The organism is Actinomadura sp. WMMA1423, from assembly GCF_006547145.1.
GTDB lineage: Bacteria > Actinomycetota > Actinomycetes > Streptosporangiales > Streptosporangiaceae > Spirillospora.
This window is the reverse complement of record NZ_CP041244.1, coordinates 3,976,877-4,000,703: the sequence shown is the minus strand read 5'-3', so window position 1 is coordinate 4,000,703 and position 23,827 is coordinate 3,976,877. Positions and strand designations below refer to the sequence as shown.

Below are 23,827 nucleotides of genomic sequence, written 5' to 3'. Positions count from 1 at the left end.
CACTCGCCGCCAGTCCCGCACTTCTGGTTGGTTCGCGCCCCGGCCTTGCGCTCCTGGTCCCACTCGCCGCCAGTCCCGCGCTCTTGGTTGGTTCGCCGCCCGGCCCGCCGCAACGCCCCGTCCCCGCGCCGCCCGGCCCGCCGCAACGCCCCGTCCCCGCGCCGCCCGGCCCGCCGCAACGCCCCGTCCCCGCGACGCTCGGCCTCCGCGACGCTCGGCCTCCGCGACGCTCGGCCTCCGCGACGCTCGGCCTCCGCGACGCTCGGCCTCCGCAACGCCCGGCCTCCGCAACGCCCCGTCCCCCGCGACACCCGTCCCCGCGACGCCCGGCCTCCGCGACGCCCGGCCTCCGTGATTTCTGCTTCTCGCGACTTCCGGTTCTTGCGGGTTCCGGTCGTTCATATCTTGGCTCGGTTGCCGGGTCTCGCATCCCGGGTCATGCGTCCCCGGTTCTAGGTGGTGTGGCGGGTGCTGGTTCTGCGGATCAAGGACCATGGAGCCGACTGGGAGACCGGGTGTTGGCCCAGGACCGCCTCGGCGCAGGCCGCGCCCTGGGTGCGCAGGGACTGGGCGACCGTGGTCAGGCCCAGCTGCGCGGCCACCGCGGCGTCGTCCCAGCCGGTCACCGCCACGTCGTCCGGGACGGCGCGGCCGGCGGCGCGCGCCGCCTGGACGACCCCGGACGCCTGCTGGTCGCTCATCGCGGCGATCGCGTCGGGCGGTTCCGCAGAGGTCAGGAGGGCCGTCGCGACGCGTTCGGCCTCGGCGGCGTCGTTTCGCGCGCATACGGCGACGGTCACGTCCTGCCAGGCGGTCCCGGCGGCTTCGGCCGCCTCGCGGTAACCCTCCAAGCGCTCGCGCGTCACCGGGAAGAGGACATCGGGGAGATCCTCGCCGGTGGTGATCATGGTTGTCCGGTCCCGAGCGAGCGGGAAGCTGAGTACAGCCGGGCGCGCGGCGCCCGAGAACGCTGCGGCGCCCACCGCGCGGGCGGCCGCGCGGTTGTCGATGCTCACCAGGCCCATCCCGTCCACCGCGGGCCCGCCGTGGACCATCGCGGGCCGCTTCGTCGCCCGGACGGCCGCGAGGACGGGGTCGTCGTCGGACGTCGTCCACACGATGAACCCGTCGACGGCGGCGTCGGTGATCCGGGAGACGTCGTCGGCGGCACCGGTGGTCGGCACGATGGTCATGCCGTAGCCGTGCTCGGTGCAGATCCCGGCGATGCCCGCGAGGAAGGACACCGCCTCCGGGTCGTCGAACGCGTAGCCGAGGTGCTCGCCCATCACCACGCCGAGCGTGCGGGTGCTGCCCCTGCGCAGAGATCGGGCACTCGGGTCGGGACCCGGATAACCCAGGCGGGTCGCGGCGGTCAGCACCTTCGCCCGCGTCCGGTCCGACACGCGGTTCGGCCGGTTGTAGGTGTAGGAGGCGGTCATCACCGACACGCCCGCAGCCTCCGCCACCTGGGCCAGGGTCACCCGCTTCGAGCCTCGGGAGGGTTCCATGGTGCCCATGCTAGATGTGTATCGTTACACAAATGGATGTCGGGAAACAGATGGCATGGCGGGCCTTCGTGGGGTTCGCCGCGTTCGGGGCGTTCTGGGGGACGTGGGGCGCCTCGGTGCCGCGGGTCCAGGAACAGGCCGGAGTCGGGGACGGCGGGCTCGGCTTCGCGCTGCTGTTCGTGGGCGCGGGGGCCCTCCCGGCGATGCTGCTGGCGGGAAGGGCGCTGGACCGGTGGGGACCCGGCGTCGCCGGCGCGGCCATCGCCGCTCTCGGAGGCGCTGGAGCCGTCGTCGCGTTCACCGCTGTGAACCTGGCGAGCCTGTGTGGCGGGCTTGCCGTGGTGGGCGCCGCCAGCGGGGCGGCCGATGTGGCCATCAACGCGGTCGCCGGACGCGCCGAGAAGGTCGCCGAGCGGCCTGTCATCACCCGCGCCCACGGCGTCTTCTCCGGCCTGGTGGTGCTGGCGAGCTTGGCGAGCGGGCTGGTGTCGTCCCTACCGCTCGCGGTGCCCTTCGTCGCCGTGGCCGTCGCCTGTGTGGGGACGGGCGCGGCTCTGAAGGCGGGCGCCGACCTGAAGCCTGGCGCCGGGCTCCAGACGCGCGCCGACCTGAAGGCGGGTGCCGGTCTAAACGCGGGCGATGGCCCGAGCGTGGGTGCCGGGTTGGAAGCGGATGGCGGCTTGGAGGCGGATAGCAGGTTGGGGGCGGATGGCGGTCTGAACGCGGATGGCGGTCTGAACGCGGGTGAGGGACTTAAAGCGGGCGGCGGGGTGAAAGCGGGTGTCGAGTTGGAGGCGGGCGCCGGGCCGAACGCGGGCGCCGGGCTGAGGGCGGGTGTCGGGCCGAACGCGGGTGCCGGGTTGAACGCGGGTGATGGGTTGAACGCGGGTGCCGGGTTGGAGGCGGTTGCCGGGTTGAACGCGGGTGATGGGCCGAACGCGGTTGCCGGGTTGAACGCGGGTGATGGGTTGAACGCGGGTGTCGGGTTGGAAGCGGATGGTGGGTTGGAGACGGATGGTGGGTTGAGGGCGCGTGGTGGGCTGGACGCCGGTGGCGGGCTGGACGTGGGTGAGGGGCTTAAGGCGGGGGGTGGGTTGGGGGAGCGGTTCCGGTTGGGGTGGGGGCGTCTTGAGGGCCGTGGCGGTCGGCGGGGGGTGGGGGTGCCGCATGGGGGGCGCCGGGTCGTTCCGTTGCTGCTTCTCGGGGTGCTGGGGGCGTTCGCGTTCGCCAGCGAGAACGCCCATCAGAGCTGGAGCGCGGTCTTCGTCCATGAGGAGCTCGACGCGGGCGGGCTGAGCGCAGTCGCGCCCGCCGTCTTCGCGGGGACGGTCGCGGTCACGCGGTTCTCCGCCGGGCGGCTGACCGCCGTCCGCGGCGCTCTCCTCACGGGAGCAGCGGGGGCCGCGGCCGGGGCCGCCGTCATCGCCGTCGCGCCCACGCCCGCCGTCGCCGGGGCGGGGCTTGCTCTGGCCGCCGCCGGGACGGCCGTGCTGTTCCCGACGCTGCTGCGGCTGGTCGCGCGGAATGTCGAGGAGGACCACCGGGGGCGCGCGACGTCGATCGTCACGACCGTGTCCTACCTCGGCTTCCTCGCCGGGCCGGTCTACGTCGGGCTGTGGGCGGACGCCGTGGGGCTGCGCGGGGCCATGGTCGCGGTCGCGGCGCTCGCGGTGGTCATGTTCCTGCTGACCCCGCCGCTGCTCCGCCTCAGCGGCTTCGGCGGCGAGGGACGGGACGGTCAGGCGCGGGCGGGGGTCTTCTCCTCCGCGTCGCCCGGCCGGTGGTCGGGGACGAAGCGGTAGCCGACGTTGCGGACGGTGCCGATCAGGGACTCGTACTCGGCGCCGAGCTTGGCGCGCAGGCGGCGGACGTGGACGTCGACGGTGCGGGTGCCGCCGAAGTAGTCGTAGCCCCAGACCTCCTGGAGGAGTTGGGCGCGGGTGAAGACGCGGCCCGGGTGCTGCGCCAGGTACTTCAGCAGCTCGAACTCCTTGAACGTCAGGTCGAGGACGCGGCCGCGCAGCCTGGCGGTGTAGGTCGCCTCGTCGATCGTGAGGTCGCCGCTGCGGATCTCGCCGGGGACGTCGTCGGCCTCGGCTCCGGCCTCGGCGCGCCCGACGGCAAGGCGAAGGCGGGCCTCGACCTCGGCGGGGCCGGCGGTCTGGAGCAGCACGTCGTCCAGGCCCCATTCGGGGCTCAGCGCTGCCAGGCCGCCCTCGGTGACGATCGCGAGCAGCGGGCAGTCGAGCCCGGTGGTGCGCAGCAGGCGGCACAGGCTCTTGGCCTGCACGAGCTCGCGGCGGGCGTCCACCAGGACGACGTCGGCCGGTGGCGCGTCGATGAGCGCGGACGCCTCGGCGGGCGCGACGCGCACGGAGTGCAGCAGAAGTCCGAGCGCCGGGAGCACCTCGTCCGAGGGCTCCAGCGCGTTGGTCAGCAAGAGCAAGCTGCTCAAATGCCGCCTCCCGTCTCTAAAAGACGTAGGACCCAGGCGGCTCATCCTCGAGCCCCGGCACACGGCCGGCGGCTCGAAGACGAGGCGACCATGAAGGGTCTTTCGGATGAACTCCATGGCCTCGTCGCCCGGATCCCTCACCCCTGAGCATAACCGAGGTGCCTCCGGCGTCCATGGCGCGACCTGGCCGGACCGTGTCAGCGGGAGATGAGAGCCTGTACCCATGGCCAAGGGAACGATCCGGTACTGGGCGGCCGCCAAGGCCGCGGCGGGGACCCATGAGGAGCCGTACGACGCGGCGACGCTGGCGGACGCGCTGGCCGCGGCCGGTGGCGGACGCGGCGACGAGTTCGCCCGGGTCGTGGGGCGCAGCTCGTTCCTGATCGACGGGAACCCGGTCGGGACCCGCCCCCACGCGTCCGTGCCCCTGCCGGAGAACGGCGTCGTGGAGGTACTGCCCCCCTTCGCCGGCGGTTGAGATCGTCCCAGCGGACGAGGTGACAGCGGGATGAATCCCAGCCGGGCCGTCGAAATCACGCGCGGCGTCGAGATCACGCGGCATCAAGATCACGCCGGGGTTGAGGTCACGCGCGGGGGGCGACGGCACGCGGGGCGAGGTCACGCGGCGCCAAGATCACGCGGGGTCGAGGGGACGCGGGGCGAGGGCACGTGCGGGGCGAGGGCACGTGCGGGGCGAGGGCACGTGCGGGGCGAGGGCACGTGCGGGGCGAGGGCACGTGCGGGGCGAGGGCACGTGCGGGGCGAGGGCACGTGCGGGGCGAGGGCACGTGCGGGGCGAGGGCACGTGCGGGGCGAGGGCACGTGCGGGGCGAGGGCACGTGTGGAATCGAGTGATGGTCGAGGTCTGAGGGTTCTGAGGGTGCCCTAGGTCACATGTGGCGGTTCGGGGGACGGAGAGTGTTCGATGTCACAGTGGGTGGCGGAGGGCCATAAGCGCGGTTGGTCTCGCAACAGAGTGATTTTTCCGGCTCAGCGGTCATTCTCCGGAGCGACCCTTTGCGGGCGGTTCGTTCACTAAGGTGTGGCGGGCGCGTGCCGCAGGCCGAAGGAGAGACATGCGGAAAGTACTGCTGGTCCTGCTGATCCTGGTCGCCGCGGCGCTGGTCGCCGCGGACCGCATCGGGGTCCGGGTCGCGGAGGACAAGATCGGCGAGCAGGTCGCCGCGCAGTACAACCTGCAGGAGCGGCCGGATGTCACCATCCACGGCATCCCGTTCCTGACGCAGGCGGTCGGCGGCGAGTACAAGCACATCGAGGTCGGCATCGGCGACTGGACGCAGCAGGGCGTGACCGTCACCGGCGTCAAGGTCGACATGCGGGGCGTGGACGCGCCGCTGTCGGAGGTCACCAAGGGCAGCGCCGCCGACGTCACCGCGCGCACCGCGACCGCCTCGGCGATCGTCCCCTACGACGTGATCCAGAAGCAGGCGCCCAAGGAGGTCAAGCGGATCGGACCGAAGGGCGACGACCTGTCGGTCGACCTGACCGGCACCGTCCTCGGCTTCCAGCTGACCGGCACCGCGGTCGTGGAGGTCAAGCCGACCGCGCGGGGCATCTCGATCACTCCCGTGTCGGTGGGGTCGAACGGCGCGGTGCAGATCCCGCTGGCGGCGGTGAGGCAGCAGCTCACCTGGACCGTCCCCGTCTCCGACCTGCCCGTCGGTTCGCGGATCAGCAAGATCCAGCCCACCCCGGACGGGCTGCGCGTGGCGGCGACCGCCGAGAACGTCCGGCTGAACGATCTGCAGGCGCAGGCGCCCCCCGCCAAGCAGTAATCCCGGGACGAGGGTTCATCCCGCGCCGTGCTCTGGCCTGGGCCGCTTTGTGATCCCGGGAGGGGTAAAAGCCTCGGACCGCGCGGGACATGCCGTGATCCGTTCCCTTCGTGGGGAAGAACTCGCGGGGCGGCGGGGTTGTCACCGGGGATGATCGGAGCATTGGTCGCCGCGGGCGTCCTCCTCGCGGCCACGGTTTTCGGCCTGGTGAGGCGGCGCCGTGACGGCGTGCTGCGCGCCCGGCGGGAGAAGGGCGGCGAGGTGGGCGAGACCGTCGGCCCGGACGAGCTCGGCGCCGAGCTCGGCGAGAAGGCCACGCTGCTGCAGTTCTCCAGCGCGTTCTGCGCGCCGTGCCGGGCCACCCGCCGCGTCCTCGGCGAGGTGAGCGGCATGGTCGAGGGCGTCGCCCATGTCGAGCTCGACGCCGAGGCGCATCTCGATCTCGTCCGGCGGCTGAACGTCGTCCGGACGCCGACCGTCCTCGTCCTGGACGCCGCCGGACGCGTCGTCCGGCGCGCGGCCGGAACGCCCCGCAAACCCGATGTCATCGCGGCCATCGGGGAGGCCATCACATGATCCACCACGTGAGCGGCGCCCGGATGACCTGCGTCAAGACGAATGTCACTGTCTCGCAAGGCGAGACGGATGTGACAGCCCGTGGATTGTCGGCTTAACATCGTGTCCGTGCGTTACTGGACAGAGCAGATGCTCACGAAGCGCCGCGCGGTCGACTTCTGCCGCGTGGCCGCCTCGCTCTGTCGCATGGCCTGAGGCATCGAGCCCTTCCGCCCCCGAGCAAATCTTCGTCTTCTAGCTCGTACGCACGCTTCCACTCCGCCAGGAGCACCCCGATGCAGGTTGATCCGCGTGGGCAGCGCTTCGGCGCGTCCGTCACAACGGCCGTCCTGATCGTCGTCCTGGTGACCGGAAGCTGGGCACTGCTCGCCGCTCAGGCCGTCGTGTTCGCCATCGCGACCTTCCTCGGCCTCCGGTACGCCCCGTACGGACTGGTGTTCAAAGTGCTCATCCGTCCCCGGCTCGCTCCCCCCAGAGAACTGGAGGACGAGGCCGCGCCCCGCTTCGCGCAGGGTGTCGGGCTCGCCTTCTCCCTCGTGGGCACGGCCGGGTACGCGGCGGGGACCTCCTGGCTCGGCATCGGTGCCACCGCCCTCGCGCTGGCGGCGGCGTTCCTGAACGCGGCGTTCGGGTTCTGCCTCGGCTGCGAGATGTATCTGCTCATCCGCCGCATCACCGAGAAAGTCCGCTCCGAAGGGAAGGTTCCCGCATGAGCCGCTCAGACGTCCTGGTCGACACCGACTGGGTCGAGGCCCACCTCGACGACCCCGGGCTCGTGCTCGTCGAGGTCGACGAGGACGTGTCCGCCTACGACAAGGGCCACATCCGTGGCGCCGTGAAGATCGACTGGAAGACCGAGCTGCAGGACCCGGTCCGCCGCGACTTCGTGGACAAGACCGGCTTCGAGCAGCTGCTGTCGGGCAAGGGCATCGCGAACGACGACCTCGTGATCCTGTACGGCGGGAACAACAACTGGTTCGCCGCGTACGCGTACTGGTACTTCAAGCTGTACGGCCACGACAAGGTGAAGCTGCTCGACGGCGGCCGCAAGAAGTGGGAGCTGGACTCCCGCGAGCTGGTCACCGACGTCCCGACCCGTCCCGCGACCGAGTACAAGGCCAAGGACCAGGACCTCGCCATCCGCGCCTTCCGCGACGAGGTCGTGGACGCGATCGGCAAGCAGAACCTCATCGACGTCCGCTCGCCGGACGAGTTCAGCGGCAAGCTGCTCGCCCCGGCGCACCTGCCGCAGGAGCAGTCGCAGCGCGCCGGCCACGTGCCGACCGCGGCCAACATCCCGTGGTCGAAGGCGGCCAACGACGACGGCACCTTCAAGTCCGACGAGGAGCTCCGCGCCCTCTACACCGAGGCCGGCGTCGACCTCGGCAAGGACACCATCGCCTACTGCCGCATCGGTGAGCGCTCCTCGCACACGTGGTTCGCGCTGCGCGAGCTGCTGGGCCTGGAGAACGTGAAGAACTACGACGGCTCGTGGACCGAGTACGGCTCGCTCGTCGGCGTGCCGATCGAGCTCGGCGCAGGCAAGTAAGTCCCGCGGCACCACACTTGGAGGAACCATGACCCAGGGCTGCGCAGCGCCCGAGCAGACGGCGCACCTTCCGGCGACCGTCGACCTGACCAACGAGGCCGTCATCCAGGGGACCGTCACCCGTGACGGCGCCCCGGTGTCGAGCGCCTACGCCCGCCTGCTCGACTCGTCCGGCGAGTTCACCGCCGAGGTGGTGACGGGCGAGGAGGGCGTGTTCCGGTTCTTCGCCGCCGACGGCGACTGGACGGTCCGCGTCCTGGCGGCCGGCGGCGTGAGCGTCGACACCTCCGTCACCGCGAAGACCGGCGAGGTCGCCGGCCTCGAGGTGACGATCTGACCGTGGTGATCTGACCGTGGTGATCTGATCGTGGTGATCTGAGGTCACCATCTGACCGGCGCCCGCGATCCGCGCCCGGGTCCGCGAACCCCGCCGTCCCCCCATCGGGACGGCGGGGTTCGTCGCGATCGGGCGCGAAGTCCGGTCCGTCCGCGCGTTCGCCGCTGCTCGCGGTTGGCGCACATCAGGAAAGACGGGGCCCGGTGGCGGTCGGCTAAGGGGAAGGCGGTCTCGTCGCGGACGCGATGAAGATCGGGAAGGCCAGGAACGCCCGGTCGTCCGCTGCGCGCTCCCGCTGGTCGGCCAGCCACGCGCCGGCCTCCGCGTCGGTGACGTCGCCGCCCGCACGGCACGCCTCGACGAGTTTGGCCAGCACGGGCAGCGCGTCCGCGCCGGTGAGCACGGTGGTGTGCACCTCGACGGCGGCGTCGCGGAAACCGGCGCCCAGCAGCAGGTTGCGGTACCGGCGGGCGGCCCGCGGGGTCGCCACCCGGTCGGCGCGGGCGTGCACGATGGCCCGGGTGAGTTCAGGGTGGGCCGAATCCACGACGAACGTGTCCCAGTCCTGGCCGCACAGCACGGCGCGCCCGCCAGGGGCCAGGACGCGCCACGCCTCGGCGACGGCCCGCTCGGGTTCGGGCAGGGCGTGAAGGACCTTGTCGGCCCGGTAACCGCGCAGTTCGCCGTCCCGGAACGGCAGCGCCGCGGCGTCGCCCAACCGGAAGTCGCCTTCTGCGAAGCGGTCGTGGGCCGTCGCGAGCATTCTCTCGTTCAGGTCGACGCCGATGGCGTGCGCACCGAGCGCGGCCATCTCGGCTACCGCGCGCCCGGTGCCGCAGCCGACGTCCGCCATCACCGCGTCCGGAGTGATGGCGAGCAGCTCGTAGGTGCGGGCGCGCAGCCGGGTGGCATCCGGCTTCACGTCGTGGGCGTCGAGGAGGGCGACGAGTTCGTCGATCGGCGTGGGCATGGCGCCCATGCTGCGACTTCAAGCCGACTTGAAGTCAACCCGTGGCCACTCGTGGCTCATCGCGGCGGGATTCCGAGGTGCTCGCGGATCGCGTCGAAGTCGTCCGGCCGCTCCAGCAGCAGCTTGCCGAAGTCGACGCCGCCCTCGGCCGCGCCTTCGGGCGCGAGCCCCCGCATCGCCGCGCGCATCTGATCGGCGACCTGCGCCTGCGCGTCCCGGGACGCGTTCATGATCGCTTCGGCGAGCTCGGCGGAGCCCAGTTCGCTCCGCACGCGCGGGTCGAGTTCGAGGGAGGTCAGCCGGCCCTGCCGGTCGACCCTCACCTTCACCATGCCGTCGGCGGCCTCCGCCTCGGCCTCGATCGCCTCCAGCCTGGACTGCATGCCCTGGATCTGCCGGCGCTTCTCCTGGTACGTCTGCAGGAGTTCGTCGATATGCGCCTGCCATTCAGCGCGCACAGGCATCCCTCTGTTCGTCGGGAGCTTGCGGGAGCCCGCGACCGCGCACGATCACAGGGATTGATCGTTCATCGGGATTTCAGCGCTTTCACAACCTGCTCCGGACTGTCCGTGATCGCGGTGCACCGCCCGGACGCCGCCGGGTGTCACCGGAGACCGTCCGCCGTCCGGGCCCCGGGTCAAGCCGTTTCGAGGGCCGGGCGGCGAGCCGCCCGGCCCGGGCTCAGTTGCTCCAGAGCAGCGTGTTGGTGACCTCGACGCCGAGCTCCCCGGCGGTCGCGAAGACGCTGCCCGTGCGGCCGCCGGTCGCGCCGCCGCTGGACCAGTACGACTGGGCGTAGATGACCGTGGACCCCTGCGCCCAGGTCCGCGTCCAGTACGCGGGGTCGGCCTTCGGCTGCGGCAGCCCGCTGGCGTCCGAGGGGGTCAGCAGCTTCGGCCAGCCCTCCTGGTTCGTGTAGCCCTTGACCAGGGTCGCGTCCGAGGAGGTGGCGAACTTCAGGATCGAGACCGCCGTGATGATCTTTTTGGACGGGTCGGCGTAGACCGCCGAGTACATGCTCCCGACGCACGGGTGCCGGCGCAGCGCCGGCAGCAGCACGGAGTTCGCGCGGGTGGTGCACGACTCGGTGCGGGTCCCCGCCTGCGTGAACACGTTGCCCTTCGCCGTCGTGATCGTCCGCTTCAGGACGCCGGACGGGTCGACCGCCCCGCCGGTGGACAGGGTGGGGGAGGGCTCGGTCGTCGGCTCCGTCGTGGACTCGAGCGTGGGGAGGTGCGTCGTGGTCGGCATCGAGATCGTCCGGGCCGGGTCGTCGTCATCGCCGCCGAAGGCGAGGACGGCGACCGTGCCGACGATGGCCACGACCAGCACGGCGCCGACGAGGAGCAGCCACACGAGCGTGCTGGCGCCACCGCGCCGCGGGGGCGGGTAAGGGGGCGGGAAGCCGGGGCCGCCGGGCATCGGCGGGGGGCCGGCGGGTGCGGCAGGCGGCGGGAATCCCGGCCGACCGGGCTGCTGGCCGGGCCAAGGTGGGGGGTTCATGGTCGCTCCGGGCGGTTCACGTGCGGGGTGCCGACTGAGGTCGGGTCAGACTACGGGAGGTGAATCGTGATTTGATGGCAGATTTCCCATATACAGATGACCGGACCGATCTATCCGTTCCGCGGCAGGGGCTCCGAGAGGATGAGAGATAGATCACACGGCCGCGGCCGTTGCGCCCGGCGGCGCGTCCCGGACTACGGCCAGTCGCGGGTGAGGTCCAGGTCCCAGGGGACGAGGTTCCACGGGCTGCGCGGATCGGCGGCGAGCTCCTCGATGAGCTGCTCGTACTCGGCCTGCGCCTTGCCGCCGCCGCCCGACCACAGGAGCCGTCCCTGCAGGTAGCAGGTCGCCATGTCGCGCCAGGACGTGTACCGCCGCTGGATGTCGAGCGCCAGCGGGAGCATCCGGTCCCAGCAGTACTCCTCGGTCAGCCACCCCACGATGTGGCCCCACCGGTAGAGCATCAGGGCGCGCCCGTAGTCCCAGATCAGGAACCGCCCCACGTTGGCGCGCAGCGCCGGGTCGGCGAGGACCTTCAGCCGGTGCAGCTCCTCCGCCGCGTGGTTGCGGTCGTTGAAGAGCTGGTGGAGGAACAGGGAGAGCTCGGCGCCCTCCTCGCTCGCGTCCGCGCCGGGCTCGTCGCGCAGGAGCGGCGGGACGAGCCGCGCGTACGAACCGCCCTCGTCCCCGTACCGGACGCGGACGAGCTCGATCAGCCGCTCCACGAACGGGGGCTCCAGCCGGTCCCCGGCGATGAGGCCGTCGACCTCCCGCAGCAGCGCCTCGTACTCCCGCTGCGCGTCGGGGGGCCGGGCGGCGAGGCGCGCGTCCTGGGTGAAGTCGGCGCGGTGCCCGTCCTGGACGAGCCAGTTGACCGCGCCGAGAAGCTGCTCCAGGTCGTAGGCGCCCCAGGGGTCCTGGAGCAGTTCCTGAGCTGCGCGGCGGTCGGCTTCCGCGGCGGGCGCGCCGGGCGCGGCGCCGAGCCGGTCCACCCGGAACCCGTTGACGGCGCCGTAGGGGGCGCCGGCCGCGATGATCCAGCGCTGCACGGGCGTGAGGTCGCTGCCGTGGGTGAGGACGCCGTTCAGGTCGGGCGTGGAGATCAGCTCCCAGAGCCGCCGCTGGAACTCCTCGGCCTGCCGCTCCTCGCTGTCGAAGAACCCGGCGAGCTGCTTGCGCAGCTCCGGGTGCCGGACGTAGAGGCGCCGGAAGAACCGCCCGTTCTTCCACACCAGGTGCTCGGGGCGCAGCTCGCCGAACGGGATGCTCGTCCGCCGGTGCACCATCGCCTGCTCGGCGAACCGCAGCTCCAGGTCCGACCAGAGCCGGGCCAGCGGGGTGAAGCGCAGGAGCAGGACGAACGCGCCGACCAGGGCCAGCAGCGCGGCGCCGGGGGCGAGCGCCCACCGCGCCTGGTCCGGCAGGCCGGTCAGGGACAGGACGGCGCCGGTGAGCAGCAGCGAGACGCCGCCCGCGCCGAGGCCGAGGAACCAGCCGGTCGTGAGGACGAGCGACCCCTCGATGCGGAGTACCGCCTCGTCGCCGTCGAACTCGAACGACCCCTCGGCGAGTGTCCCCTCGACGGCCCGCTCAAGCGCGTCGAGCTGACCGGCCTCTCCCATGGGCAGGACCGTACATCATCCGTTACGGGTAGATCATCTACTCGGTGCCCCGTATGTGGTGGCCTGTCACCACCTGGGATGGGTCGGACACCTGGGTCTTTCCCGTGACGCCCGTGGCGCGTGTCCAATCTGTGTTGAAATGTTCCGGATGCAGCGAGCCGTCGCGCCTCCTCCCGTGTACTACGCGGACAGCGCCCCGCCGCCACCGGAGCCGCCGGTGCGGGGGCGCCTGTGGCGCGTGCTCGGCTGGGTGTCGATCGGGCTGTCGGCCGTGCTCGTGGCGGGCAGCCTCACCACCTACGGGTTCTGGCGGCGGCTGGACGGCCAGATCGACCGCGAGGACGTCGGCGGCAAGCTCGGCGACCACCGCCCGCCCAAGCTGAACAACTCGCTGAACATCCTGCTGATGGGCTCCGACAGCCGCGCCGGCGAGAACGCCCGCTACGGCACCGAGGCGGGCCAGCGCTCGGACACCACGATCCTTCTGCACATCTCGCCCGGCGGGGAGAGCGCCATCGGGGTCAGCTTCCCGCGCGACTCGATGGTGCGGATGCCGCCGTGCAAGCGCCGCAACGGAACGACCGTCCCGGCCCAGTTCGGGATGATCAATGCGGCCTTCTCCAACGGGGGCCCGGCCTGCACCTGGAAGACGATCGAGTCCCTCACCAAGATCCACATCGACCACTACGTCGAGGTGGACTTCGCCGGGTTCAAGCGGGTCGTGGACGCGCTCGGCGGCGTGGAGATCTGCGTCCCCAGGCGGATCGACGACCCCAAGGCCGAGCTGCACCTCAGGGCGGGACGCCAGGTCGTCCGCGGCGACCAGGCGCTCGGCTACGTCCGCACCCGCTACGTCCTCGGCGACGGCTCCGACCTCGACCGGATCAAGCGGCAGCAGGCGTTCATGGCCTCCGTCGTGAAGAAGGCCACGGGCAAGGGGATGCTCACCGACCCCGGCCGCACCTACGACTTCCTCTCCGCCTCCACCAGGTCCATCAAGGCCGACAAGGGGCTGTCGCTGTCGGTCATGCAGAAGCTCGCCGGGTCCCTGCGCGGGATGAGCGCCGGGAAGGTTCGGTTCGTCACCGTCCCCGTGGAGGCGTACCCGCAGGACCGGAACCGCGTCCAGTTCGCCCAGGCCGCCGCCGAGCCGCTGTTCCGGTCCATCCGGGAGGACAACAAGGTCCCGGAGCCGGCGCCCGCGCCCGCGCAGAACCAGGTGCCGCCCGTCCCGCCCGCGCAGGTCAGGCTCGGCGTCTTCAACGCGTCCGGCACCGGCGGCCTCGCCCAGCGGACCGCCGACCAGCTCGCCGAGCGCGGCTTCCAGATCGTGAAGGTCGGCACCGCGAAGAAGCGCTTCGCCCGCACCCAGATCCTCTACGGCGCGGGCGCCGAAGGGCAGGCCGCCCGCACCGCGATCGCGGTGCCCGGCCCCCGGCCGCGCCCGTGGGCCTCCGCCAGGCCCGGCTACGTCTACCTGGTCGTCGGCAGGGAGGGGGCCCGGCTGCGGGTGATCAACCCGGTTCCGAAGATGGCCGGGGAGATCCGCGCGGACCGCGATATCTGCGCGCAGACCTGATGCCGCGGTCGCCCACCGGTATCTTGGCCCCGCGCAAACCATAGACCCCCATGAGACGTCCCACCTAGGACGGCGCACCCCCTACCCCCCGACCAGGCCCGCCGCCCCGGCACCCGCACGGTGCCCCACGGCCGCCACGCTCCCCCCGGAACGGACGCATGCAGCCTGAAGCCTTCACCCTGCTGATGACCGTCTACGGCGGTGATCGTGAAAAGCATGTGCGGGACGCCTTCCGCAGCGCCGTCCAGCTCCAGACGCTCCGCCCCGACCAGGTCGTCCTCGTCCAGGACGGCCCCGTCCCGCCCGCCCTCGCCGCCGTCCTCCACGAGCTCGTCACGACCAGCCCGGTCGAGGTCACCTTCGTGCGCCTGGAGCGCAACCGCGGCCTCGGCCTCGCCCTCGACGCCGGCCTGCACGCCGCCCGCCACGACATCGTCGCCCGCATGGACGCCGACGACTACTCGATGCCCCACCGCTTCCAGACCCAGGTCCCCCTGGTCCGCGCGGGCGCCGACCTCGTGGGCGCCGGCCTGCTGGAGTTCGGCACCGACATCACCGACATCGTCGGGCGCCGCACCCCGCCGAGCGACCCCGCCGACATCGCCCGCTACTCCCGCCTGCACGACCCGTTCAACCACCCGACGGTCGTCTACCGGCGCAGCGCCGTGGTCGCCGCCGGCGGCTACGGAGACCTCCCCCTGATGGAGGACTACTGGCTGTTCGTCCGCATGATCGCCGGCGGCGCGCGGATGGTGAACGTGGCCGAGCCGCTCGTCTACTACCGCGTCGGGGACGGCGCCTACGAGCGCCGCGGCGGCCGCGACCTCCTGCGCTCGGAACTGCGGCTCCAGCGCGAGATGCTCCGCGAGGGCTTCATCTCCCAGCCCCAGTACTGGCGCAACGTCATGGTCCGCGGCGGCTACCGCCTCGTCCCCACGCTCATCCGCAAGCCCTTCTACCGCGCCGTCGTCGCCCCCTACGGCGCCCGCCGCAACCGCCTCCGCGACCGCGGCAAGGCCCGCGTCACCGCCCCTCCCGCCCTCCGCTACGTCCCCCGCCACGCGCGTCCGGCGGCGGGCGGGCACGAGCGGGTCCCCGGCCTGGACGCCGCCCCGCCGCAACCGGAGAAGTAGCCGCGGGGCGGCGCGGGTTCACCGCACGCGCCGGGTCAGGGCGCGGTCACGGCACCGGGCGGCTCCACAGGACGGGCTGGCCGCCGTTCGAGTCGGCGCTGCGGCCCACCCCGAGCAGCGTGTCCCCGAGCGCGGCGAGGCCGGTGATCTCCTGGTCGCCGACGCCGCCGAGGCCGGTGCCGCCGGGTGTGGAGGCCTGCCAGGACGAGCCGTCCGCGGACGTCCACGACAGCACGTCGGTCGCACCCGCGCGCCCGGTGGTGCCGGTCGCGGCGAAGCCCTTCGGAGTGGCGGTCAGCGCGGTGACGGTGACGGTCGTGTCTCCGCTCGGCGACGCCAGAGGACGCCACGTCCTGCCGGCGTCGGTGGACACGTAGCCGAGCCAGTCGAGCCCCTTCGGGGTGGCCGCGACTCCGGTCGCCACGAGCGTGGTGCCCTTGGCGGCGACGTGGGTGAGGTGGCCTTCGATCACCCCGGAACCGGGGAGCGGGAGCTCCTGGAGCGTCCACCGCCTGCCGTCCGTCGACAGCCACACCGATGGGTGGTTGCCCTTGCCGTCCCTGCTGCCGCCTACGGCGGCGTACCCGGACGGCCCGGACGCGACGTCCAGCATCCAGCGGCTCGCGGTCTTGGTCCCCGCCATCATGGCCGGGTCCGCGCCGGCGCCCCGCGCCCAGTTCTTGAGGTCGGACGAATACCAGGTCACCACCGAGTAGCCCTGCGTGCCGACGACGACGTAACCGGAGGAGCCGGCAGCCGCGGCGTAGGTGACGGGCGGGCCCTGCCTGTTCGCCGCGAACGCGGGTGCGGTGTCGGCGGCCTGCCAGGTCGCACCGTCCTTCGAGGTGACGACGAGGGGGTGGCGCGGCGCCGACTGGTCGTAGCCGACCGCCAGCCACCCGGCACCGCCGGCGGCGACGTCCTCCAGCCGCTGCGGCCCGGGCCGGGTGAACGCGGCGCCGAGGCCCTGCGCGGCCTTCCAGGACGCGCCGTCCTGCGACGTCCAGACCGCGGCGTCGCCGCTCGCGCTGCCCGCCGCGACCGCCAGGCCGTTCGCGGCGGCCACGGAGCGCACGGCGTGGTCGGGGCGGACGGCGCCGGGGATCTTCGCGAGGTCGACGGGGACCGCGGCGCCGCTCGCGTCCCACACGCCGAGCATCGGGTCCAGGTCGCCGCCGCCGGGCTCGCGGCCGACGAGCACCGCCTGGCCGCCGGCCGCCGCGGCGCCCAGCACCTCCCGGCCCGGCTTCGACTCGGCCGAGCCCGCCGCCCTCCACGCGGCGCCGTCCGCGCTGCGCGCGAGCAGCACGTCGCTTCCCCGGACGACGACGGCGGTGAAGCCCTGACCACCGGAGACGATCCCGCTCGTCTGCTGGTAGCCGGACGATTCCAGCTTCCCGGTCCTGGTCCACGACCTCCCGTCCCCGGACCTGAAGGCCTGGCCGAACACCTTTCCGGACACCGACATCTCGCGGATCGCGAGGAAGCCCGACCCGCCTCCACCACCGATCATCAACCCGCGGCTGCCCTTCGGCGCCGGCACTTCGGACGTCGACCACGTCCGGCCGGCGTCGTCGGAACGCCAGACCTTCCGGTAGGGGCCCGGCTTCCCCGAGTCCGGCGTGATGAGTCCCTCCAGCAGGATCACCTCGCCGCTCGCCGCGGCCTCGACCAGGGAGAATCCGCCGTTGCGGACCTGAAGGCCGATCTGGTCGCCGACCCGCGCCTCCCACCGGCGCCCGTCGCTCGACAGCCACACCGCCGGACGCGCGTCGCTGAAGTCGCCCTTCGGGGAGTTCTCGCCGACGGCGAGGAACCCGCCGCCCGTGCCGACGATCCGGGTCACCCGGTCGTGCGGGCCGAAGACGTCGCCGACGGCGTCGGGCTGGCGGCGCCACTCCCTGCCGTCCTTGCTGGTCCACACGGCGCCGCCGCCGTCGGCGCGGCTGCCGACGGCGACCCAGCCGCGGCGCGACGCGCCGACCGCCTCGGGGATCCCGCCGGGGGGCGCGATGCCGCCGTCGGTGTCCTGCTGGTCGACCGACCGGAAGGTGCGCCCGCCGTCGCCGGAGACCAGGAACAGGCCGCGGGAGTCCTGCGGGTCCGTCTCCGCGCCGACCGCGACCACCGTCGAGCCGCGCGCCGCGACGCCTGTGATCTGCTGGTCGCGGCCGTCGGTGCGGGCCGCGGCGTCCACCGGGAACAGCGCGCCGGCGAGCTTGGCGCCCGCGGCGCCGCCGTCATCGTCGCCGTCGATCAGGCCGGGCACCACGAGCACACCCGCGGCGACCAGCGCCGCGGCGGCGAGCACGCCCGCGCCGATGAGCAGCGGCTTCTTGAGGCTCCTTCGGCGCCCCTTCGGGCCGTGCGGCCCTCCGGTCCGCCACGGCTCCTCGATCGCCGGCGGGGGCGCCGCCGGATGGACGGCCTGCGGGCCGGGGGGCGGCGTTCCCGGGATCTGCTGCGCCCACGGGAACGGCTCCGCGCCCGCAGGGGGCTGCGGGGCCGGGGGAGCCTGCGTTCCCGGGATCTCCTGCGCGTAGGGGAACGGCTCGGGGGCCGGGTGCGCGGGGCTGCCGGGGATCTGCTGCGCCCACGGGAACGGCTCGTGGGCCGGGGGGCTCTGCGAGGGCGCGGGCGGCTGCGGGGGTGCGGGCTGAGGGTGCGCGGCCTGAGGGTGCGCGGGCTGAGGATGCGCGGCCTGCGGGGGGACGGGCGGCAGCTTCTCGATCCGGGTGACGTCCGCCATGTCGTCCTCCCCGTAGGAGGGAGGCGGCTGGGTGGGGAACTCGATCCTCGTGACGTCCCCCGCGTCCTGCCCGTAGGAGGGAGGCGGCTGGGTGGGGAACTCCGTTCTCGTCACCTCCGCCTCGTCCTCCTTGGACGAGGAGGGCGGGAGCTGGATCTCCGTTCTCGTGACCTCCGCCATGTCCTGCCCGTACGGGGAGGAGGCCGGCGCGGGCGCGTCGCTGGACGTGGCCGGGGGGTACGCGACGGGAGCGGGGTGGACGGGCGGGGACGCCTCCTCGCCGCCGCGCTCTCCGGCGGTCTCCGCGGGCTGGTCCGCCGCGGACTTCTGCCGCCTCGGCAGGATCAACGTCTGGTTGAAGTGGGGGTCCATGACGGTGCGGTCCGCCATGTCCGTCTCCGGGTCGTCCTGCGGGAAGTCCGAGGGCCCATCGTCCTCGGGATCGTCCTCGGGGTCGTCCTCGGGATCGTCTTCCAGATCGTCCGCGGGGAGCAGCAGGCCGGACGAGGAGTCCTGGTCGTCCAGCCAGAACGGCGGGGGAGGTGTCCGCGTCGGCTCCCCGGATTCGGGACGCTCACCCTCGTGGTCGTCCTCCGGCTTTCCGGTAGGGGTCACACCGTCTCCCAGCTTCCGGTCACTCTGCACGTCTCACCCTGCACATCGCCCTGGCACGGCCGCAGTCGTCAGCGATGATAGCGGCGCATAAAGGGCGGAACTTCGTCACCGGCTCCGGCCTGCGGGGGCGCAGCCGGAGCCCGTGCAGTGGGTCAGCGCGTACAGGAGGTCGGACAGGTGGCGGCGCCGCTGGTCCGGCAGCCCGGCGGCGATGTTGTTCAGCTCGTGGGGATCGCGGACCCGGTCGTAGTACTCGGACTCCCCGCCGGAGTACTCCACGTAGAGCATGTCGTCGGTGCGGATCGCGTTGTAGGTGTCGGGTGCGCCGCGGCCGGAGTCCTGCCGATCGGGGTCCTGCGGGGACGGCGGCGGCTTGACGTGCTCGACCAGCGCGGACTCGCGCCAGCCCGCGGGAGCGGCGCCGCGCAGGAAGGGGGCGAGCGACCGGCCGTCGGTCGTGGGGGGAGGGCGCACGCCGGCCAGTTCCTGGAACGTCGGGGCCAGGTCCGTGTTCTGCGTGATCTCGCGGACGCGGCGCCCGGCGGGGACCGCGGGCCCGACGACCACGTACGGCACCCGGATGTCGGTGTCGAAGGCGGTCATCTTCCCGCCCGCCAGCCGGTGCTCGCCCATGTGGAAGCCGTTGTCGGAGCCGAACACCAGGTAGGTGTCGCGGTCGAGGCCGCGCTCCCTCAGCACCGTCCGGAGGCGGCCGATCATCTCGTCGACCGACTGCACCATCCGGACCCGGGCGCGGAAGCCCTCGTCGATGCGGCGGATCGCGGGCGGCCGCAGTCCGGGGTGGGACCGCAGCCAGGAGGGCTTGTCGCGGATGTCGGCCTCGTTGAACGACGGCGGCCGGGGCGCGGTCAAGCCGCCGAACAGCGTGGCGTGGCGCGGCGCGGGGACGAACGGGCCGTGCGGCGCGAACGTCGCGATCTCCATGAAGAACGGCTGCCCGGAGGCCCCGGACCGCTTGACGAACTCGACGCCCTTGTTCGCCAGCACGTCCGTCAGGTAGTCCTCCGGCCGGGTGCCGTAGTGGACGAGGCGCCCGTTCTCGTTCAGGTTGTAGGCGTACTCGGGATAGCCGTTGCCGTTGACGTGCCACTCGCTCCACCCCGGCGGCACGTACGGTTTCGTGTCGCCCTGGGTGTCGTTGGGCTGGTAGCCGTTCAGGTACTTGCCGAGCAGCGCCGTCCGATATCCGGCCTTCTGCAGGGACGGGGCGAACGACGCCTGCTCGCCGCCCTTGTCCTTGAAGACGTCGTAGCCGCCGTCGGGCGGGAAGTTCGTGCGGACGCCGGTGTTGTGCGGGTACCGGCCGGTGAAGATCGTGGCGCGGGAGGTGCAGCAGAGCGAGTCCGCCACGATGAAGTTCTCGAACGTGAGCCCCTCCCGCTGCATCCGCTGCACCTGAGGCATGTGCGCGACGAGGTTCCACGACAGGTCGTCGGTGAGCACGAAGACGATGTTCGGCCGCTTCGGGACCTTCGCCTGCTTCGGCGCGGAACGCTCGACCGGCCGGGAGAGGCACCCGCTCAGCCCGAGGGCGGCGATCAGGCACGTCACGGCCGCGAGCCGCCGATGCCGGAACAACGTCCGTGCCTCCTTCGCGCCGAGTGTCCCAGCGCGGCGGGGAGCCCCCTCCGCGACGGGTGGCCGGGCAAGCGTAACGATCCGGACGCCGTTCGCGCATTCGAGGACCGTTGGCCGTCCGGCCGCGGTTGTTGGCATGATGCGGGGTGCCATGAGGTGGACGAACCGTGACCCGCGGGCGCTCGCACCGCTGCTGCCGCTGGTCGCGGGGGCCGCGATCAGCGCCCTGGTCGCGCTGGTCGTCTGGCTGGCCGTGTCCCTGTCCCCCGCGGCCGGCGGCCCCGGCGTTCGCCCCTCCGGCGGCCCGGCCGGGTCGGGCGCGTCCGCGTCCGCGGGTGCTCCGCCGCCGAGTCCCGCGGGCTCCCCGGCGGCGATCGACCCGCCCGGCTACGCGCCCGCCGAACCGGTGATCGACGGTTCGTTCGCCGACCCGACCGTGATCAAGGTGGCGGGGACGTACTTCGCGTACGGCACCAACAACGCGGACGCGACGATGCCCGTCGCGACGGCCCCCTCGCCGACCGGGCCCTGGCGGCAGGTGCCCGGCGACGGCCTGGCCCGGCTCCCGGCGTGGGCCACCGGAGGCTGGACCTGGGCGCCCGAGGTCGTCCCGCCGCGCGAGGGGTCGCGTTCCTACGTCCTGTACTTCTCCGCGCGCCGCAAGGACGGCGACGAGCAGTGCATCGGGGTCGCGACCGCGTCCGGGCCCGCGGGCCCGTTCGTCCCGCAGGAGGGCGGACCGCTGGTCTGCCCGCTGGAACTCGGCGGCGCGATCGACCCGGCGTCCTACATCGAGCATGACGGCACCCGCTACCTGCTCTACAAGAGCGACGACCGTGAGACGGCGGCGATCCACCTGGTCAGACTGAGCCCGGACGGGCTGCGCCTGGCCGGCGCGCCGAAGCAGATCATGGGGCGCGCGGCGGACGAGCCCGTCCTGGTGGAGGCCCCCGACCTGGTCCGGCGGGGCGGGAAGTACGTGCTGCTGTACTCGGCGGGCTGGTACTTCAAGTCCGACTACCAGACGCGCTACGCCGTGGCCTCCTCGATCGAGGGGCCGTACACCAAGAGCGGGCCCGTCCAGTCCACCGCGCTGTACGGAGGGAAGGTCGAGGGGCCGGGCAGCGCGGACGTGTTCGGCGACGAGACCGGCGACTACCTCGTCTTCCACGGCATCCTCGATTACCGGGGCGGCTCCAAGGTCACCCGGGGCATGTACGTCGCCCGGCTCGGCTGGGACGGGGCACGCCCGGCCGTCCGGGGCGTCCCCGTCCGTTACGAGGCGGAGCGGGGGCGGCTGAACGGCTGCGTCTCGGTGCTGGCGCGGCCCAACGCGTCCGGCGGATCGGCGGTCGGCCCCTTCGCCCGCGAGGGATGCCGCGCCGAGGTGCCCGTGTTCGCGCCCGCCGCGGGCCGGTACGCGGTGCTCGTCCGGTATGCCAACCGCTCGGGCCGCGACTCCGACCTGGAGCTGGCGGTGAACGGCTACGCCGCGACGTCCGTGCGCCTGCGCGCCACGAAGGGCGCCGACTGGGCCTCCGTCACCGCCTCGGTGGAGCTGGCCGCGGGCTGGAACACGATCGGGCTGCGCCGCCTGGACGGTCAGGGGCAGGTCGACTACCTGGAGCTGCGGTAGGGGCCTCGCGACCATGGGCTCGGCCGTCGGGAGGCGGCTCGGCCCCGCTCCCGGCGGGGCCCCCCGGGTCCCTGCGGGATTCCGACCTCCCGCAGGATCTCGGCGGTCGGCCTTGGACGGGTGAGCAGGCCGTCTCTGGTGCCGCGGACCAGGGCGCGGCGCAGCACGGTGCGGTCGGAGGATCCGGCGAACGTGCGGGCCCAGCGCCGCGCCGTCGACCCCGCGTACAGGACGCGTTCCAGCGGGGCGAGCCCCCGGCTCCCGGTGAACAGCCAGATCTTGTTGCGCACCTCGTAGAAGAAGCGGTCGCCCGGGTCGGTCTCCGTTCCGCCGAACTCCCGCGTCTTGTGCACCACCACGCTCGCCGGACAGAGCAGCCCGTGCCGCCCGCGCAGCAGCCGCGTCGTGAACTCGAAGTCGTCGTTCCAGAGGAAGTAGTCGGCGACCGGCAACCCGCGCTCGCGCACCGCGGCGGCGTCGACCAGTACGGACACGAACGAGGCGGACCGGACCGGAACGCAGCCCGCCGCGCGCGCGAGCCGCGTCTCCGCGGCCGTCGCCCGCGGCTTGGGGCGGGGGGTGTTCATCGGATGGTCCCGGCCGTCGGTCCAGACGACCTTGCTCGCCACGAGGGCGGGCGGGCCGTCCTGCGGGTCCGAGGCCCTCTCCCGCGCCTCCAGCAGGGCTTCGAGGGCCTCCTGCTCGGGGACGGTGTCGTCGTCCAGCAGCCAGAGCAGGTCGGCGCCGCCGTCCAGCGCCCGGGCCATGCCCGCGCTGAACCCGCCGGCGCCGCCGATGTTGCGGGACAGGGCGAGCAGGTCCACGCCGGGGAACCGTTCGGCGACCATCGCGGCCGTGCCGTCGGCGGACGCGTTGTCGACCACGGTGATCCGGTCGGGGGGGCGCGTCTGCGCTCCGAGCGCGGTCAGGGCCTCGTCGAGGAGGTCGCGCCGATCGTAGGTGACGATGACCGCGGTGACGGACGGTCCGCGGCGACACCCCGGGGCGCGGTTCACGGGTTGCGCCTGCCCGCGGCCCGCCGCGCGGCGCGCTGCAGCGCGGGCGGAGGCGAGGCGGCGGTCTCCATGAGCCGCTCCAGGTTCTCGCGGACGCCCGCCATCTCGCTGTGCAGGTGGGCGAGCCCGACGCGCTCGCGCGCCAGCGACAACTCGCCCAGGAGGCGCGCCACCACGTCGACGGACGCGGTCGCGATCAGCTCCTCCGGGACCTCGCCGGGCAGCATCGCGGCCTCCGGCGCGCGGGAGGTCGTCAGCTCGTCGAGGTCGCCGGCCACGTCGTAGCCGGCGGCGCGCAGCGACCGGGCCAGCTCGCGGGTCCGCTGAGCCGCCCACTCGGCGTGCCGCGCGGGCAGCCCCATCCGGGCGCCGCCGCCGGCTCCGCCGGACCTGCCGTGCCCGACGAGGTACTCCTGCACCATGCGCTCGTAGTCGCCGCCGAGCGCCGGGCCGAGCCTGCCGTTCAGCCGGCGGAGCAGCTCCGCCTCGACCGCCGGCATCGGCTCGTCGCCGTGGATCCCGCCGAGGTCGCACACCTCGTCCCCGACACCGACCAGAGCCCGGAACCTGTCCCACATCACGGCGGCGCGGCCGCCGGGCGGCGGGACCGTGAGGACGTGGACGCGGTCCGCCGGCACCGCCGACTCCCAGGTCCGCAGCACCCGCACCGGGTCGTGCAGGCCCCAGAACATCTCCCCGTACGGCTCCGGAGCCTCGGCACCGAGTTCGACGAGGTCGTCGACGAAGCGCTCGAACGTGACGGTGTGCGCGTGCCGGATCTGCTCCTGCCAGTCGAGGATCAGCTGCCATCCCAGGTCGCGGGTGGCGAGGACCACGTGCACCTGGGCCGGCTTCAGCGCCTCCACCGCCCGCTCGACCTGCTGCTCGGTCGCTCCGCCGAGCAGGGCCTGGGAGAAGACGACCGTGGGGCCGTCCCAGTCGTGGGCGCGCCGCACGACGCGTTCCCACGCGCCGTCCCAGTCCGGGTCGCGGTGGCCGCCCCAGCTCGTCTCGCGCAGGTCCATCACGGCCGCGAAGTGCTCCTGCGGCCCGGCGACCGGGTAGCAGACACCGGCGTCACCCAGTCGCCGCCGGTTGCTCCACAGCACCCGGTGCAGGAAGTCCGCTTCGGCAGTCGGCGCCCCGACGTGCAGGTAGACGGACTTGCCAGGATCCCCCATGAG

General features: G+C 73.2%; 21 protein-coding genes. 11 read left to right on the top strand and 10 right to left on the bottom strand.

Annotated features, from left to right (window positions below; translation table 11 throughout):
* Nucleotides 1-452: 452 nt before the first annotated feature.
* Nucleotides 453-1,508, bottom strand: a complete 1,056-nt coding sequence (locus FKD65_RS18525) for a LacI family DNA-binding transcriptional regulator (RefSeq protein WP_141578687.1) — start codon at nt 1,506-1,508, stop codon at nt 453-455.
* A gap of 116 nt (nt 1,509-1,624) precedes the next feature.
* Here FKD65_RS18525 and FKD65_RS18520 point away from each other — a divergent pair, with 116 nt between their 5' ends.
* A complete protein-coding gene (locus tag FKD65_RS18520; protein WP_240810225.1) occupies nt 1,625-3,310 on the top strand; it encodes an MFS transporter in 1,686 nt (561 codons plus the stop codon).
* Here FKD65_RS18520 and FKD65_RS18515 read toward each other — a convergent pair.
* Complete coding sequence (locus FKD65_RS18515) at nt 3,247-3,963, bottom strand: response regulator transcription factor (protein ID WP_141578686.1); 717 nt, start codon at nt 3,961-3,963, stop codon at nt 3,247-3,249. The two genes, FKD65_RS18520 and FKD65_RS18515, sit on opposite strands and share 64 nt — an antisense overlap.
* 223 nt (nt 3,964-4,186) lie before the next feature.
* On the opposite strand from FKD65_RS18515, the gene FKD65_RS18510 reads away from it, so the two are divergent.
* From FKD65_RS18510 to FKD65_RS18485, 7 genes are all read left to right on the top strand, one after another.
* Nucleotides 4,187-4,441: a MoaD/ThiS family protein gene (locus FKD65_RS18510; RefSeq protein ID WP_141578685.1), complete on the top strand. Its 255-nt coding sequence runs from the start codon at nt 4,187-4,189 to the stop codon at nt 4,439-4,441.
* Nucleotides 4,442-5,039: 598 nt separating this feature from the next.
* Complete coding sequence (locus FKD65_RS18505) at nt 5,040-5,759, top strand: DUF2993 domain-containing protein (protein WP_141578684.1); 720 nt, start codon at nt 5,040-5,042, stop codon at nt 5,757-5,759.
* Between the two features lie 231 nt (nt 5,760-5,990).
* On the top strand, nt 5,991-6,335 hold the full coding sequence (locus tag FKD65_RS18500) for a TlpA family protein disulfide reductase (protein WP_368367273.1): 345 nt from the start codon (nt 5,991-5,993) through the stop codon (nt 6,333-6,335).
* A gap of 129 nt (nt 6,336-6,464) precedes the next feature.
* Complete coding sequence (locus FKD65_RS46620) at nt 6,465-6,530, top strand: putative leader peptide (protein ID WP_353819285.1); 66 nt, start codon at nt 6,465-6,467, stop codon at nt 6,528-6,530.
* A gap of 80 nt (nt 6,531-6,610) precedes the next feature.
* Nucleotides 6,611-7,048: a DUF4395 domain-containing protein gene (locus FKD65_RS18495; protein WP_141578682.1), complete on the top strand. Its 438-nt coding sequence runs from the start codon at nt 6,611-6,613 to the stop codon at nt 7,046-7,048.
* The gene (locus FKD65_RS18490) at nt 7,045-7,884 is read left to right on the top strand and encodes a sulfurtransferase (RefSeq protein ID WP_141578681.1); all 840 of its coding nucleotides are present in this window, start codon (nt 7,045-7,047) and stop codon (nt 7,882-7,884) included. Before FKD65_RS18495 ends, FKD65_RS18490 begins: the two co-directional genes overlap by 4 nt.
* A gap of 28 nt (nt 7,885-7,912) precedes the next feature.
* Nucleotides 7,913-8,221: a DUF1416 domain-containing protein gene (locus FKD65_RS18485; RefSeq protein ID WP_141578680.1), complete on the top strand. Its 309-nt coding sequence runs from the start codon at nt 7,913-7,915 to the stop codon at nt 8,219-8,221.
* 214 nt (nt 8,222-8,435) lie between these two features.
* Here FKD65_RS18485 and FKD65_RS18480 read toward each other — a convergent pair whose 3' ends face one another.
* From FKD65_RS18480 to FKD65_RS18465, 4 genes are all read right to left on the bottom strand, one after another.
* Nucleotides 8,436-9,191, bottom strand: a complete 756-nt coding sequence (locus FKD65_RS18480) for a methyltransferase domain-containing protein (RefSeq protein WP_240810224.1) — start codon at nt 9,189-9,191, stop codon at nt 8,436-8,438.
* Nucleotides 9,192-9,247: 56 nt separating this feature from the next.
* On the bottom strand, nt 9,248-9,649 hold the full coding sequence (locus FKD65_RS18475; protein WP_168221090.1) for a YbaB/EbfC family nucleoid-associated protein: 402 nt from the start codon (nt 9,647-9,649) through the stop codon (nt 9,248-9,250).
* 223 nt (nt 9,650-9,872) lie between these two features.
* Entirely contained in the window at nt 9,873-10,694 is an 822-nt protein-coding gene (locus FKD65_RS18470) for a hypothetical protein (protein ID WP_141578678.1), read from the bottom strand.
* 194 nt (nt 10,695-10,888) lie between these two features.
* The gene (locus FKD65_RS18465) at nt 10,889-12,316 is read right to left on the bottom strand and encodes a DUF1266 domain-containing protein (RefSeq protein WP_141578677.1); all 1,428 of its coding nucleotides are present in this window, start codon (nt 12,314-12,316) and stop codon (nt 10,889-10,891) included.
* 148 nt (nt 12,317-12,464) lie between these two features.
* On the opposite strand from FKD65_RS18465, the gene FKD65_RS18460 reads away from it, so the two are divergent.
* Both FKD65_RS18460 and FKD65_RS18455 read left to right on the top strand, forming a co-directional pair.
* Nucleotides 12,465-13,895: an LCP family protein gene (locus FKD65_RS18460; protein ID WP_141578676.1), complete on the top strand. Its 1,431-nt coding sequence runs from the start codon at nt 12,465-12,467 to the stop codon at nt 13,893-13,895.
* 158 nt (nt 13,896-14,053) lie between these two features.
* Nucleotides 14,054-15,028: a glycosyltransferase gene (locus FKD65_RS18455; RefSeq protein ID WP_141578675.1), complete on the top strand. Its 975-nt coding sequence runs from the start codon at nt 14,054-14,056 to the stop codon at nt 15,026-15,028.
* A gap of 46 nt (nt 15,029-15,074) precedes the next feature.
* Here FKD65_RS18455 and FKD65_RS18450 read toward each other — a convergent pair whose 3' ends face one another.
* Both FKD65_RS18450 and FKD65_RS18445 read right to left on the bottom strand, forming a co-directional pair.
* Nucleotides 15,075-18,392 carry a hypothetical protein gene (locus tag FKD65_RS18450; protein ID WP_141578674.1) on the bottom strand — a complete coding sequence of 1,106 codons (3,318 nt, stop codon included), beginning with the start codon at nt 18,390-18,392 and terminating at the stop codon, nt 15,075-15,077.
* Nucleotides 18,393-18,497: 105 nt separating this feature from the next.
* On the bottom strand, nt 18,498-19,991 hold the full coding sequence (locus tag FKD65_RS18445; RefSeq protein WP_168221089.1) for a sulfatase: 1,494 nt from the start codon (nt 19,989-19,991) through the stop codon (nt 18,498-18,500).
* 151 nt (nt 19,992-20,142) lie between these two features.
* On the opposite strand from FKD65_RS18445, the gene FKD65_RS18440 reads away from it, so the two are divergent.
* Entirely contained in the window at nt 20,143-21,627 is a 1,485-nt protein-coding gene (locus FKD65_RS18440) for a family 43 glycosylhydrolase (protein WP_141578672.1), read from the top strand.
* On the opposite strand, the gene FKD65_RS45575 is transcribed toward FKD65_RS18440, so the two are convergent.
* Nucleotides 21,609-22,643, bottom strand: coding sequence for a glycosyltransferase (locus tag FKD65_RS45575; protein ID WP_141578671.1), 1,035 nt, complete (start codon nt 22,641-22,643; stop codon nt 21,609-21,611). The two genes, FKD65_RS18440 and FKD65_RS45575, sit on opposite strands and share 19 nt — an antisense overlap.
* Nucleotides 22,640-23,824 (bottom strand): hypothetical protein, encoded by a 1,185-nt coding sequence (locus tag FKD65_RS45570; RefSeq protein WP_141578670.1) that lies wholly within the window; start codon nt 23,822-23,824, stop codon nt 22,640-22,642. Before FKD65_RS45570 ends, FKD65_RS45575 begins: the two co-directional genes overlap by 4 nt.
* Nucleotides 23,825-23,827: the final 3 nt, after the last annotated feature.

Bases quoted from the DNA above. Each gene is read 5' to 3' on its own strand.
- FKD65_RS18465 (WP_141578677.1), bottom strand. From the start codon at position 12,316: ATGGGAGAGGCCGGTCAGCTCGACGCGCTTGAGCGGGCCGTCGAGGGG.
- FKD65_RS18455 (WP_141578675.1), top strand. From the start codon at position 14,054: ATGCAGCCTGAAGCCTTCACCCTGCTGATGACCGTCTACGGCGGTGAT.
- FKD65_RS18460 (WP_141578676.1), top strand. From the start codon at position 12,465: ATGCAGCGAGCCGTCGCGCCTCCTCCCGTGTACTACGCGGACAGCGCC.
- FKD65_RS18470 (WP_141578678.1), bottom strand. From the start codon at position 10,694: ATGAACCCCCCACCTTGGCCCGGCCAGCAGCCCGGTCGGCCGGGATTC.
- FKD65_RS18480 (WP_240810224.1), bottom strand. From the start codon at position 9,191: ATGCCCACGCCGATCGACGAACTCGTCGCCCTCCTCGACGCCCACGAC.
- FKD65_RS18525 (WP_141578687.1), bottom strand. From the start codon at position 1,508: ATGGAACCCTCCCGAGGCTCGAAGCGGGTGACCCTGGCCCAGGTGGCG.
- FKD65_RS18440 (WP_141578672.1), top strand. From the start codon at position 20,143: ATGAGGTGGACGAACCGTGACCCGCGGGCGCTCGCACCGCTGCTGCCG.
- FKD65_RS18505 (WP_141578684.1), top strand. From the start codon at position 5,040: ATGCGGAAAGTACTGCTGGTCCTGCTGATCCTGGTCGCCGCGGCGCTG.
- FKD65_RS45570 (WP_141578670.1), bottom strand. From the start codon at position 23,824: ATGGGGGATCCTGGCAAGTCCGTCTACCTGCACGTCGGGGCGCCGACT.
- FKD65_RS18495 (WP_141578682.1), top strand. From the start codon at position 6,611: ATGCAGGTTGATCCGCGTGGGCAGCGCTTCGGCGCGTCCGTCACAACG.
- FKD65_RS18510 (WP_141578685.1), top strand. From the start codon at position 4,187: ATGGCCAAGGGAACGATCCGGTACTGGGCGGCCGCCAAGGCCGCGGCG.
- FKD65_RS18485 (WP_141578680.1), top strand. From the start codon at position 7,913: ATGACCCAGGGCTGCGCAGCGCCCGAGCAGACGGCGCACCTTCCGGCG.
- FKD65_RS18490 (WP_141578681.1), top strand. From the start codon at position 7,045: ATGAGCCGCTCAGACGTCCTGGTCGACACCGACTGGGTCGAGGCCCAC.